We start from the raw sequence: 12,750 nt of genomic DNA, 5'->3' as shown, positions 1-12,750 counted from the left end.
CGATGTTGAACTTTCTGCCTGTTTTTATTCAGTTTCCGCTGCATGTGATACTGCAAATTCTTAACCTGGCGCTTTGGGGAACATTGATTATCCTGATGGGGATACCCAAACTGCTTTTACCTTTCCCCCCGCTGACCCGCATGTTTAACCAACTGCTGAACTTCTTTATGGGGGCCTTCGCTTTTTGTAGCGTCAGTCTGATCAATATCTTCAACCGGGTGGAATGGGACTACCAGGTCGAGGGCGAACTCAAACAAGATGGCTGGTATCTGATGATGGCCAATCACATCAGCTGGCTGGATATCATTCTGCTGATGCGTTTTGCCGGTGGACGCATTCCGGCCACCAAGTTTTTTATCAAACAGGAGCTGATTTGGATGCCCTTTGTGGGCCTCGGTGCCTGGGCCCTGGATATGCCCTTTATGCGCCGTTACAGTGCCGAATTTTTGGCCAGAAATCCGCACCTGCGCGGTAAAGATATCGAGACCACCAAGCGCTCTTGTGAGAAGTTTCGCACTATCCCCACGTCGGTGATTAATTTTGTCGAGGGCACCCGCTATACCGAGCAAAAGCACGCTAAACACAGCAGTCCCTATCAGTACTTGCTTAAACCCAAAGCCGGCGGCGTGGCTTTTACCTTAGCGACCATGGGCAATCTGTTTTCTGACATTATCGATATGACCCTGCTTTACCCCCACAACCGCGAGCATGTGATGCTGGATGTATTAAGCGGCCGTCTGACCAAAGTAGTCCTGCATGCCCGGGTCCTGCCGGTGCAGCAAGAGCTGATCGGTGACTACCATGCAGACGAAAGCTTTCGCGAACGCTTTCAGCAATGGGTTAATCAGTTGTGGGCGCATAAGGACAATTACATCCGCCGCTTGATGGAGGCCAAATAAGCGATGGAGCATATCAGCGAGTTAACTCAACTAGTTCTCGATTCCCTCGCCTACTGGGGCCTGAAGATGGATGCCCGTTCCCCCTGGTTTGCCATGGTGGCGTCGATTCTGTTGTTTGTCGTCAGTTGGGTGGGCTATCGCGTTGCCCGTCATCTGCTGGCCAGTAAGCTGACCCGCCTGATCCTGGCCACCAGCACCACCTGGGACGATGAGCTGCAAGGCCACGGCTTTTTCCGCCGCAGCGCCCATTTGGTCCCGGCCATCCTGCTGTACATGGCCTCTCCGTTAATCCTGTCCCACGCTCCGGTGCTGCTGGAAACGGTACAAAAAGGCGCTTTTATCTATTTATTGATTACCGGCCTGACCATGCTCAGCGCCCTGCTCAATACCGCAGAGGATATTTATAACGCCTCGCCCATGGCCAAACGGGTGCCGATCACCGGCTTTATCCAGGTGGGCAAGCTATTGATGGCGGTTATGGCGGTTATATTGATTATCTCCAGCTTGCTGGAGAAATCGCCGCTAATTTTGATATCCGGTTTAGGCGCGGTAACCGCTATTTTGCTGTTGGTTTTCAAAGACACCATCCTTGGCTTTGTGGCCGGGGTGCAAATTGTCGCTAACCGCATGGTCAATAACGGCGACTGGATAGAGTTACCCAAATACGGTGCAGACGGCGAAGTGCTTGAAATTGGCCTGGTCACGGTCAAAGTGCAGAATTGGGATAAAACCATTTCTACTGTCCCTACTTATTCCTTGATTGGCGATTCAGTCAAGAACTGGCGCGGTATGCAGGAGTCTGGTGGACGGCGCATTAAGCGGGCCATCAATATCGATATCCAATCGGTACGTTTTGCCGATCAAAAGATGCTGGATAGCTGGGAAAAAATTCGTTTTATCAAAGATTATATTGCCGACAAGAAGCAAGAGCTGGCCAAATACAATCAGGATCATCAGATCACCGACGAGGACCTGCTTAATGCCAGACGCCTGACCAATATCGGTACCTTCCGCACCTATATGCTGCGCTATCTGCAAAATCACCCCAAGCTCAATAAAGAGATGACCCTGATGGTGCGCCAATTAGCGCCCACCGAGTTGGGCCTGCCGCTGGAAATCTACTGCTTCAGCGCCGATAAAAACTGGGTGAATTACGAAGGGATCCAATCGGATATCTTCGATCATTTCCTCTCCATGTTGCCCGCCTTTGGCCTGCGGGCCTATCAGCGGGTCAGTGATCGCAGCCCATCATAATTACCGGGCGGGACAACTTTTTTCCCGCCGCGCTCGACTTAAGGGATACCCACCAACAGGAGTATCCCATGAAAAAATCTGTTTTAGCCCTCTCAGCCCTCTTCCCATTGCTGCTTGGCGGCTGCATGTCGGCAACGGCGTCCGAACCGGCCACGGCGAGCGACTATAAGGTGCAGAGCTTTAAGGATTGCCAACTGGTTAGTGAGTTTGTGATGACCGATGAACAGCGTCAGGCCTATCAGGAGCTGATGGAAACCGAAAAGAAGATGGAACAATTGCAAGCGCCCATAGACGCTATTGAAGAGCAGTTAGACCAGTATGCCGCCGATGTAGAGCGCTTAACCAAACTGGCGATTGAGGAAACAGACCAGGGTGTGTATATCAATAAGGCCCACCTGAGTGAACAAAAAGTGGCGTCACAGAAACTCAACGCCCTGATTGCCGCCCATCAACAGGACTTTGATGCGCTTGGTGCTTATGGCAAGGTCATCAGCGACAAGGCTGAACGATTTAAGCAAAGCCTGGATGCCCAGCTAAAAAATGCAGACTTCGACCAGCTGCATATCAAGGGCCCAGGAGAACAAAGCCATCGATGCTATGCCAGCAATGAAGACGCCAGCTAACCCGTCTAAAATAGAGGATCTTCACGTTGGACTGTGAAGATCCTGCGATCCGGGCAAATGATTTTCTACTTACCGCCGATACAAAAAAGACTTATGCTAGTCATGGTTGGATATTTGTCTTGGGTAGAGCACATTGTTGCTGCCTGTAGGCGAGATCATCAAGAAGTGGATAACGCGCCCAATGATCCGAGCAAGCCTGTTTTCGCTGACGTTTTTGCTGTGCTCCTTGCCTTTGCAAGCAAGGGAGCCTGTTCATGTTGGCGTGTATGACTACCAACCTTTCTACCAAGCCATAGGTGAGGGCCATGCTGGCCCTATCCCAGATTTAGTGGCTTTGCTTAATACCGAACAACAAGAGTTTGAGTTTGAGCTAACCCCCACCACTTCCAGACGACGCTATCAGGACTTTGCAGACGGCAAGTTCGATATGATCTTTTTTGAGAGCAAGGCCTGGGGTTGGCAGGACTATCCTTTGCAGGCCTCTGAACCGGTCTTTCATGGCGGCGAAGTATGGGTAGCCCTGGTGGAACCAGGCCGGGATCAAAGCTTTTTTACCGACATGACCGACAAAACCCTGCTTGGGGTGCTGGGTTATCACTATGGCTTTGCTAACTTCAATTCCGATCCCGACTACCTGCGGCAGAACTACGATATGCATCTGGTCGATAACCAGAACAAGATCATTGAATTGCTGTTACAAGACCGCGCCGATATGGGCCTGATTGCCTATTCCTATCTGAACAACTACCTGCATCATCATCCTGAGGTACGCCCACAACTGATCGTGTCCAACTTTTTCGATCAGGAATACCGCCATGGCGCCTTACTAAGACAAGGCATCAAGCTCGACCTTGCGCGGCTGAATGCGTTATTTGAACGTCTCAAAGCCTCTGGCCAATTAGATAAGATTTGGCAGAAGCATCATCTGGTGCATTTGGGCGCTCCGCGTCAGTAAAAAGGCCGGCGACCAACAAACACTGTTGTATTGCATTCGAATTCATCCCCTTTAAAGGTCAATATCGCCTACTATCATTGGCAAACAAATAATACCAAGTCCATTAATGATGTGATCACTCAGCGAGGAGCAAAATGCTCCGTGGCAAGGCAGGGGCCTGCAGGTCTAAAAGGTCCCTAACACCGCCAGGGAGTATTTTGACCTCGCCCACAGGGAGCGGCCAGATCATTAATAGACTTGGTATAAAGGGAAACACCCTATGCGATATCTACTGTTGGCTCTGCTCATGATGTTTAACACCGCCAATGCGGCACTGCCCAACGTCAGCACCGGTCAGATTGAACGTCTGGATAACTTCAGCTCTGAGCATGTCCCCGCCCGCAATATCGATATCTGGTTACCACCAAGCTATGACGGCAAGCAAAAACATGCCGTGCTGTATATGCATGACGGGCAGATGCTGTATGACGCCGACAACACCTGGAATAAACAGGAGTGGCGCGTGGATGAAGTGGCGGCGGAGCTGATCGCAGCCGGCAAAACCATGCCCTTTATTGTGGTCGGTATTTGGAATGCAGGGGATAACCGTCATAGCGAATACTTTCCACAAAAGCCCTTCGAATCCCTGTCTCCCGCTCAGCAACAACAGGAATACGCAAAAAGGCGCGGCGAAACCCAGCTGCTGTTTAGCCAAAAGGTGTATTCAGATGCCTACCTTAAGTTTCTGGTCACCGAACTGAAACCCTATATCGACAGCCACTATGCAGTGCATAGCGATCGCGAGCATACCTATGTGATGGGCTCCAGCATGGGTGGACTGATTTCCATGTACGCCTTACTGGAGTACCCCGATATTTTTGAAGGGGCAGCTTGCCTGTCGACCCATTGGCCGGGCACGCTAAATGATGCCGAAAACCTTATCCCCAATGCCTTTCTGAGTTATATGGATAAGCATCTGCCAATGCCTGCCGGGCATAAGATCTATTTTGACTATGGCACCGCAACCCTGGATGCCCTCTATCCACCTTTACAAGCTAAGGTAGACAGGCTGATAGAAGAGAAGGGTTATTCTGAATCATTGTGGCAAACCCTGAAATTCGAGGGCGCCGAGCATAGCGAAAATGCCTGGGCGGCGAGATTACATAAGCCTTTGCTGTTTTTACTGGGCAAGTAATTGAGGTCAAACCTAAAGGGCTGTCCTGCCCGACTCCCGATCACTGAACCAATGCTGCAACATTTGGTAAACCCTCGGGTCATTGAGCAGTTGCATATGATTGATTTTCTTAATAACCCTTTGATTTTCATTGGCAAAATTCAAATTCCGGCGATTGTCACTATGCCATCCCAAGGCACTTTTCACAGGCACCAGTCCATCTCCGATCACATGACGGGCCAGTGTGCCGCCGCTTTCACCGGCCTCCCCGGCCAGCGTAAAACAACGGGCCGCAGATGGCAGTGGCAACGGGTGCGGCTTTTTATCCTCGGCAAAGCGATCTTTTCCCTGCCAATCTTCATCACAAAGACTGCCATGGCGTAAATCCGTGATCCCGGCGCTACGTAGTGTTGCCAGGGGCACAAAAGGCGCACTGTAGGGGCTGATGGTCAGCAATTGCCCCAGCCAGTTACCGCCTTTTTCAAGAGGGGCGCCCTGATGAGGGCTGCCCAGAAAAACAATATTTTCCAGAGAGTTGGCCCACGCCTGACCGGCATGCCCGGCATAATGACAAGCGCTTCGCGCGACCAGTCCGCCCATACTGTGACAGAGCATATGCAATTCAGTCAGCGGCCCCTGGGCGGGGAACAGCGATTCCAGCAATGCAGCCAGCTCACGGCCGTTTTGCGAGATATGCAAGCCGGTGTTGTAATGCAGGTACAGGGGCACATAGCCAAGGGTATCAGCCAGTTGCTTGCCATGGTCTTGGCCTTGTCGTTGCCACTGCATGTCATTCATACACAAACCATGCAACATAAGCAGCACTTTACCTTTGCTCTGATGCAACAAAGGGGCGATGTCATCAGGGCGCAAAGATTGTCCTGCGTATCGTAATGACATCCTGATCGCCAGCGGACTACCCTGGGCATGTAAACGATCGCCTATAACCCCGTTTAACGCAGACACCACCGCATGGCGGGCCAGGGGTCGTGCCATTATCCCGGTGTCATCCAGGTAGTTGTTCAACTGCGCATCCAGGCCTTTTCCGACCAGGCGATTTACCTTGCGGATAGTGCCGTATACCAGCGAGCTGGGCCGTCGCTCACCCGCCAGCCCCACATGACGCGTTAACCCGGCCAGTGTAACGATAGTGCGGTGCAAGGCTTCAACCATATCGGTGACCCCTTCGACCGCATCCACCCCCAAACGCGCCATGGCCAAAATATCCCTAGTCAGGGTCGGCGCCGTTTTTTCGTGCTTGAGCTTAAGAGGGTTTTTCAAGGGTTTGACGACTCGCAGTGGTTAATGTTTGACCATACCAGTATGCGCCTTTACCGCCCGGGGAGATAGCGCTGAATACCTAATGTAAACAACGGTGCCGCCGGGCAATCCAGGTAAAGCAACGGCTGTCCATGCTCTTTTCAGCTTTGGCCAAACTCCTTTGTTAGCGATTGCGGCATTTGCCGCGAGCGGTACAACCAGTAGGCCAGTGCCAGTAGCACCGTTAATACCGGCACAAACAACAGGCCGCTTTGCTGCAAGGCTATCGGGAACAATTTGGCCTGGCCAAGGAAAACCGCGGCGGTGGCCATAAAAAGTGGCAATAGCATCCGCCACAGGTGCCTGATCAGGCGTGCTTTGCCGGCAAGGCCACCTACCAGCAAGTAGCGAACATCTCCCAGCAAGGCGCCGCCGGTAACCAGGGCAAAGAAACTATAGGTCCCCACATCAAAGCCGCCCAACTGTGCCTCGCCGCTGCTTATCAGCAGCCCGATGTAGTAGCCATAGCCCAGTAAAATACCGACGCCAAAGCCTGACAGTAACCAGTCCTTTGCTGTGACCTGGTGGTTTGCTGATTTGATGACCTGATAGGCCGTCAGCACCAGGTAACTGATCAACAAACCGTTAAGAAAAGACAAGGGGATATCCCTAATCCAGGCCACTATGGCGCCACTAAAACCCAGGCATAGCATGGAGATCAGAAACGTCTTGCCCAACAGCCGATGGATGGCGCTACCCTTTTTAAGCGGTAGCACGGCAAAGCCGGATAGCACACCGACAATGCCGGCCAGAATATGAAAGTACATTAACAGGCTCATGGCTTTTCCTTAACGTCACTGTCATTGGTCAAAGCCAGGCCCTTGAAGACAAAGACAAGGGGCAGGACAAGCTGTGTCAGTACCAGCGGCAATTGCAACATCACCAACACCGGTCCCTGGAATAGGGTGTTACCCAGGGCAATCAGTTGCAACACACAGGCGCCAATGGCAAAGCCCATCAACCAGCGAGACAAATGCGTGGCGCGATACAACAGGGTATACAGCAACAACAAACTGAAGCTTGAAAGGGCAATGGCCATAAAATGGGCTTCATTGCGGCTAAAAGCCAGACTCTTGCGCAAAATCTCCATGCCGGCATCCAGCTCTTGTATGCCCTGGGCTTTTAAGTGTGTCACCAGCGACACATATTGCCCCAGTTCATTAGATTCCACCGCTGTCATCCCCACCGCCAGTATGGAAACGGCCAGCAGCAACAAGCTATGAACGGGATATGAGGTTTTCAGCATCTGGTAAGCAATAGCGCCAACCAGCAGGTTGATGGAGACTAAGCCCAACGACAATAATGTGGCGATGCCCAGGGTGCTGGTAAGCACCGCAACATCCACACTGGCATAGTCTGTTTTAAAGGGCGCCAAAAAGAAGAAATTCAGGAAGATACCGCCGACCAGCTGCAGTAAAAACAGCCCGCCGATAAGTTTGCCTGGGTTTGCTGGGTTCATTTGCTTTTCGCTCTGTAGGTGATTGCTATGAACGCCATCCTACAGGCCACAAAAAACAGCGGGTTTAACGGCGGTAACGCTAGGTAACAAAGTGTAACGGGCTAGTCTTTGGACTTATCCCCGACATAAGCGATGCACTCCACTTCCACCGCCCCACCCTCGGCCAAACCACTGGCGCCAAAGGCGCTACGGGCCGGATAGGGTTTGTCAAAATAGGTCACATATACCTGATTAAATTCCCCCCAAAGGCCAATGTCTTTAAGCATCACCGTGCACTTAACGATGTCTTTCATCGTGTAGCCGAAACCTTCCATTGTGGCTTTGATGTTATTCATGGTTTGCTGCGCTTCTGCTTTCATCCCCCCTGGGGCCAGCTTGCCGGTTTTGGGATCAAAGCCCATTTGGCCGGCCAGAAATAACAGGTCGCCGACCCTGACCGCTTCTGAAAAGGGCAGATTCGCGTCATGTTGTGGCGAATTCAAATGTTCTACGGGCTTGGGTGCGTCGGCAAACACGCCGGCAGACAGCAAAGAACAAAGTAGCGCGATGCATGGGTTTTTCATGGTGATAGGCCGCAGCTGACAATATGCAAAAGCCTAGCACAAGGTGATAAAACCAGATGTTTATCGCTAGCTTTCCTGATACTCACCGCGCAGCAAGGAGAAAAGGTTAAGGTCAACAATACGGCCTTTGAAATAGCGCGCCTGGCGCACTGTGCCCTCAAGCACAAAGCCGGATTTCTTGAGAATATGCTCAGAGGCCTGGTTGCCTTCAATAGTCACCGCCTGCAGACGATTAAACGAAGTTGACTCAAAAAATAGCTGCACCAGCAACGCCAGGGTGTCACTGGCATAGCCCTGCCCCCGGTAACCACTGAAGATCCGGTAGTAGACTTCTCTGCCATCCAGATAGTGGGCCGTTTTAAAAAAGCCGGCTTCGCCGACCATGCGCCCGGACAAATCCTCCACCAGCAACTTGCCACAATGGTCCTGCCAAAAGCCGGTTTGCCGGTGCTCGGCCTTAAAGGCGCTCTCGGACACCAAACTCAGTGGCATATATTCACCGGCATCCTGATAATCGCAGGACAAACTGTAGAGCTCATCCACATCAGCCTCTTTTACCGTGCGGATCCTGACTAATTTTCCGTCTATCACCACATTCTCCTAATGGGGTAAGGTCAAAATAAAACGGCTGCCTTTGCCAAGCTCACTCTGAACCGCTAAATCGCCACCATGGGCCAGGGCAATTTTACGACACAGATACAGTCCAAGCCCGGTGCCCTTGGTGCCACGATGGCTACTGTTTTCCACACAAAAGAAGGGCTCAAACAGCCTGGGCAGCGCCTCTTTGGGAATGCCCTTTCCTTTATCTTCTACCACCAATTCAATCTGCTCGCCCTGTTCGCTTACCTGTAAACTGACGGTGGTGCCCTCAGGATTATGCTTAAGGCTGTTTAGCAGCAGATTGCGTAGCAGGAACTTAATTCGCCCTGCATCCAATGGCAGCGCTAGCTCAGGGACACTGGCGGTCAGTTGAATGCGCCCATCAAGCTGGGGCTCCGCCAGGATTTCCTCGATCAAACTGGGTAGATACAGGGTTTTCAGATGCAAGGCCTTGTGCCCCGCCTCCAGCCGCTCGCCTTCCAGCAACTGACCAATCAGCACATCCATCTGATGCAGATCCCGTTCTATTTCTTTGGCGGCCTCGTCGGATTCGAGCATGGCCAGGGAGATTTTCATGCGTGCCAGCGGCGTGCGCAGCTCATGGCTAATGGCCAGTAGCAGTTCGTTTTTGGCATCAAACATGGCCTTAAGCTCGTCAGACATTTGATTGATGCCGCGGGTCAACTCCGCCAGCTCATTGCGCGGGTGACGGGCAATCTTACGGCTGAAATCACCGGTGCTGATGGCCCTGACGCTATTGACCGCCGCAAAGATTGGCGCCATCAATCGCCTTAAAATCAGATAACTGCAGGCAATCACCAGCAGCATGGCTATCCAGGGCCAATACACCGCCCACCAGGGATAGATGGCGTAATTAAGCGGATTGGAGGTGATGGCCACCCAGCCCTTGTCCGATTGGTGCAGCAGATAGTAACCGCTGCTGTGTTTGACAAAATACAGCTCACCGATGGGCTTGCCGACCGGCTCGGCCCTGGATAGCAGTTCAGACAGATCCGGGAAATCGGCATCGGTGCTAAAGCGCTCATTGCCATGGGCAATCAGAATATCGCCCTTGATTTCATCGGCCACCTTTTCCACGTCTTCGGGGTTAGCAGATTTTTCTTCAATCCTGACCAGCATCTTCACCAGCTTGTCCTGGCGCTCTTCCACCAGGGCCTTGGCTTTGTCTTCGCTAAATACCGCTTTGGCTGCGGCAAAACACATCCCCAGCAAAATGGTAGTCAGGCCAAAAAGGAAAAACAGCCGGGCAAACAGGCCCAATTTGGGCAACTTCATTGGCGCTTGCCTACAAAGCAGTAGCCCACATTACGCAGGGTTTTAATGTATTTGGGCGCATTGGCATCATCACCAAGCTTTTGGCGCAGGCGGCTGAGCAGGATATCGATAGAGCGGCTGTACACATCGGCATCAATACCGCGCAGTTCATTTAATAGTTCATCACGGTTAAATACCTGGCCGGGATGTTCGGCTAAAAGCCGCAGGCAGCGAAACTCCATGCCGGTCAGGCTAATCTCCTCGCCATTTAGCTCCACCTTATGTTGTTGCGGATAAAGGCAAAGTTCATCAAAACGCCAGCATTCCTCCTGCGTGGGCGCGGCGCGATTGCGGCGCAGCAACACGTCGATGCGGGCCACCAACTCGCGGGGTTCAAAAGGTTTGGGCAGATAATCATCGGCGCCGATTTCCAGGCCCAGGACCTTGTCGGTCAGCTCGCCACGGGCGGTCAGCATAATAATAGGCAGATCATGCTGTTGGCGGATTTCCTTACACAAAGTAAAGCCGTCTTTTTCCGGCAGCATCACATCCAAAAGCAGTAAATCGAAGTGGCCCTTGGCCAACAGACTCAGGCCCAAAGAGGGAGTCTCAGCACATTGCAGTTTGATATCAAACTGGGAAAAGTACTGCTGAAGCCGTGCACTTAAATCACGGTCATCATCAATCATTAATACGTTTTTCATCTGCCCTCCTCAATGCCCATGTTTAGTTTGCCTGGGCGGGACAAGCAATAGCAATCAACAGGGAGCAAAAGTTACCTTTCGTTACGTTCGGTTGCCTGGCTGAAAAGTACGAGGGCAACGCCTTGGATAACCTACTCATCACTTGCACAGGCAAGTTCAACCAAAGAGGACAAGGCTATGAGAAACATTATCCGTAACGTAGTAATCGCAAGCGCAGTCACCTTCGCCAGCCTGGGCGCCACCACAGCATCGGCCAATGACCGCATGATTGAATTTATTATGGATGCCCATGACTTCACCGAATATCAGCAAGAGCTGGCGTTTGAACTGCTGGCCTCGGGCCGCGCCCTGGCCGCAGAGATTAAAAGGCCCAAGGAAGAGTTAAAGGCCTATGTGGCCGAGCTGATTGAGAAAGATCAACTGGATGTGGAGGCCATGATGCTAGCTTACAAAAGCTGGCAAGCAGGGGTAGACGAAAAGGTGTTGGCCTCGCTGCAATCCCTGGCCAAACTGCATTCGCAATTAAGCAAAGAGCAACGCCAGGAGCTGATGGAAACCTTCCAAAAAATGCGTTCGAAGTAAGTGCGTAAAACAACCAATGCGCCCAGCGGCAGATGTCGCGGGGCGTATTGCCTTTGCCTATGCTAGACAGATTGATGCTTTACTGTATTGTTCCTTGCAATAGCATCAACCAGTCAATAGGGAAGGTAGGATGAAGCCGTTGGATGAATTGGATATTAAAATCCTCAATATTTTGTATAGCAATGCCACCATTCACAATAAAGCCCTGGCCGAGCAGGTAGGGGTTGCCCCCTCCACGACCCTGGAACGGGTCAAGAAAATGCAGGCCTCCAATGTCTTAAAGACCGCCTTCTACGAACTCGATGCCTCCGCCTTAGGCTCCCACCTGGAAGCCATGTGCGCAGTCAAACTCAATAAGCACAAAGAAGAAACGATGAATACCTTCCGGGACGAGATGCTGGAAATCCCCGAGGTGATTAACCTGTTTCATATGGGCGGCGAAAACGACTTCTATATCCATGTGCTGGTGTCCGACACCAACCACCTGCGCAAATTTGTGTTCCGCGCCCTCACCTCCCGCGAAGAAGTGGCCAATGTCGAAACCGCCGTGGTTTTTGAGCACCATAAGAGTAAGGTGCTACCGCTGTTTAATTCTGAGAAGAAGTAGGGACTTGGCGGGAGTGAATGTCTCTTTCTGCAACTAGGCTGCATTTTGCCAAAGCCATTTGAATCAAATAAAGAAGAGATAAGATAGCGCCGGGCAGACCTTCACAGACACGCCGTGAACCCGTCCGTGGGGTCTTCTCTTCGACGTCCCTGTCTCAGAGAGTCTGTGAAGGCCCACCCGACACTACCTCCCACCCATTTCTCTATCTGTAAGAAAAAGGTTTCCAGACGGACCATCTGCTTCACCGATGGCCGCTGAAACTTGGCTCTTTACCGATTTACAGCGGTCAAAGCCTGCTACAAAATTGACCGTGCACTAAGAGAAAGCAGTTTCTTATGGCAGTTTGGTAGGCCGGTTTGAGCGAACTGCGGACGTTGAATAGGATGTGATAAAAACACTTTTTAGACAGCATTTATCTATTCTTATCACTTCGCAGAATATAACTGTATATAAATGCAGGTGCTAGGCTGTCGGGCCTTTGAAATGAGGCTTTTATTAGCTGTCGCTGAAAAAACTGGAAAACAGACAACCCCTGAAATACAGTTGAGATTCAGAGATTTGACCAAGGCAGGCAAGAATCCGGTCAGGGAACATAGACGACAGCTGTCGCTTTTTATGCCATATAGCGCATATACCGACACCCGCTACCTATCTCCCTTAGCCCGACACCTGCCGTATACTAAGCTACATGGACTCCCCCGTTTGTCAAAACAATAGCTACACTTTATTTTGATGTTGGGTTGGGACTGCCGCTCT

Annotated in this window: 14 protein-coding genes; 7 read left to right on the top strand and 7 right to left on the bottom strand. The window is 51.5% G+C overall.

What is annotated here, in order from left to right; genetic code table 11:
• Positions 1 to 2: 2 nt before the first annotated feature.
• From P2G88_RS18715 to P2G88_RS18695, 5 genes are all read left to right on the top strand, one after another.
• Positions 3 to 899: an acyltransferase gene (locus P2G88_RS18715; RefSeq protein ID WP_275798906.1), complete on the top strand. Its 897-nt coding sequence runs from the start codon at positions 3 to 5 to the stop codon at positions 897 to 899.
• A gap of 3 nt (positions 900 to 902) precedes the next feature.
• Positions 903 to 2,153 (top strand): mechanosensitive ion channel family protein, encoded by a 1,251-nt coding sequence (locus P2G88_RS18710; protein WP_275798903.1) that lies wholly within the window; start codon positions 903 to 905, stop codon positions 2,151 to 2,153.
• A 68-nt stretch (positions 2,154 to 2,221) separates the two neighbouring features.
• Complete coding sequence (locus P2G88_RS18705) at positions 2,222 to 2,776, top strand: hypothetical protein (protein ID WP_275798900.1); 555 nt, start codon at positions 2,222 to 2,224, stop codon at positions 2,774 to 2,776.
• Between the two features lie 181 nt (positions 2,777 to 2,957).
• Positions 2,958 to 3,731 carry a transporter substrate-binding domain-containing protein gene (locus tag P2G88_RS18700; protein ID WP_275798896.1) on the top strand — a complete coding sequence of 258 codons (774 nt, stop codon included), beginning with the start codon at positions 2,958 to 2,960 and terminating at the stop codon, positions 3,729 to 3,731.
• 259 nt (positions 3,732 to 3,990) lie between these two features.
• Entirely contained in the window at positions 3,991 to 4,905 is a 915-nt protein-coding gene (locus P2G88_RS18695; RefSeq protein ID WP_275798893.1) for an alpha/beta fold hydrolase, read from the top strand.
• A 12-nt stretch (positions 4,906 to 4,917) separates the two neighbouring features.
• Here the strand turns inward: P2G88_RS18695 and P2G88_RS18690 are convergent, their stop codons facing one another.
• The 7 genes from P2G88_RS18690 to P2G88_RS18660 form a co-directional block, all read right to left on the bottom strand.
• Positions 4,918 to 6,165, bottom strand: a complete 1,248-nt coding sequence (locus tag P2G88_RS18690; protein WP_275798890.1) for a hypothetical protein — start codon at positions 6,163 to 6,165, stop codon at positions 4,918 to 4,920.
• A 140-nt stretch (positions 6,166 to 6,305) separates the two neighbouring features.
• Positions 6,306 to 6,983: a hypothetical protein gene (locus P2G88_RS18685; RefSeq protein WP_275798887.1), complete on the bottom strand. Its 678-nt coding sequence runs from the start codon at positions 6,981 to 6,983 to the stop codon at positions 6,306 to 6,308.
• Positions 6,980 to 7,663: a DUF4386 family protein gene (locus P2G88_RS18680; RefSeq protein ID WP_275798884.1), complete on the bottom strand. Its 684-nt coding sequence runs from the start codon at positions 7,661 to 7,663 to the stop codon at positions 6,980 to 6,982. The genes P2G88_RS18685 and P2G88_RS18680 overlap by 4 nt, the downstream gene beginning before the upstream one ends.
• Before the next feature lie 101 nt (positions 7,664 to 7,764).
• Positions 7,765 to 8,226 carry a Rid family detoxifying hydrolase gene (locus P2G88_RS18675; protein ID WP_275798882.1) on the bottom strand — a complete coding sequence of 154 codons (462 nt, stop codon included), beginning with the start codon at positions 8,224 to 8,226 and terminating at the stop codon, positions 7,765 to 7,767.
• A 66-nt stretch (positions 8,227 to 8,292) separates the two neighbouring features.
• Positions 8,293 to 8,817 (bottom strand): GNAT family protein, encoded by a 525-nt coding sequence (locus P2G88_RS18670; protein WP_275798879.1) that lies wholly within the window; start codon positions 8,815 to 8,817, stop codon positions 8,293 to 8,295.
• 9 nt (positions 8,818 to 8,826) lie between these two features.
• Positions 8,827 to 10,122: an ATP-binding protein gene (locus P2G88_RS18665; protein ID WP_275798876.1), complete on the bottom strand. Its 1,296-nt coding sequence runs from the start codon at positions 10,120 to 10,122 to the stop codon at positions 8,827 to 8,829.
• Positions 10,119 to 10,805 carry a response regulator transcription factor gene (locus P2G88_RS18660; RefSeq protein ID WP_275798873.1) on the bottom strand — a complete coding sequence of 229 codons (687 nt, stop codon included), beginning with the start codon at positions 10,803 to 10,805 and terminating at the stop codon, positions 10,119 to 10,121. Before P2G88_RS18660 ends, P2G88_RS18665 begins: the two co-directional genes overlap by 4 nt.
• Positions 10,806 to 10,982: 177 nt before the next feature.
• Here P2G88_RS18660 and P2G88_RS18655 point away from each other — a divergent pair, with 177 nt between their 5' ends.
• Both P2G88_RS18655 and P2G88_RS18650 read left to right on the top strand, forming a co-directional pair.
• Positions 10,983 to 11,387 carry a hypothetical protein gene (locus tag P2G88_RS18655; RefSeq protein WP_275798869.1) on the top strand — a complete coding sequence of 135 codons (405 nt, stop codon included), beginning with the start codon at positions 10,983 to 10,985 and terminating at the stop codon, positions 11,385 to 11,387.
• Positions 11,388 to 11,517: 130 nt separating this feature from the next.
• On the top strand, positions 11,518 to 11,994 hold the full coding sequence (locus P2G88_RS18650) for an Lrp/AsnC family transcriptional regulator (RefSeq protein ID WP_275798865.1): 477 nt from the start codon (positions 11,518 to 11,520) through the stop codon (positions 11,992 to 11,994).
• Positions 11,995 to 12,750 lie beyond the last annotated feature (756 nt).

The sequence above is a fragment of the Aliiglaciecola sp. CAU 1673 genome (genome assembly GCF_029223185.1).
Lineage (GTDB): Bacteria > Pseudomonadota > Gammaproteobacteria > Enterobacterales > Alteromonadaceae > Bowmanella.
Note: the sequence above shows the minus strand (reverse complement) of the source record. Positions and strands in the feature narration are given on the sequence as shown.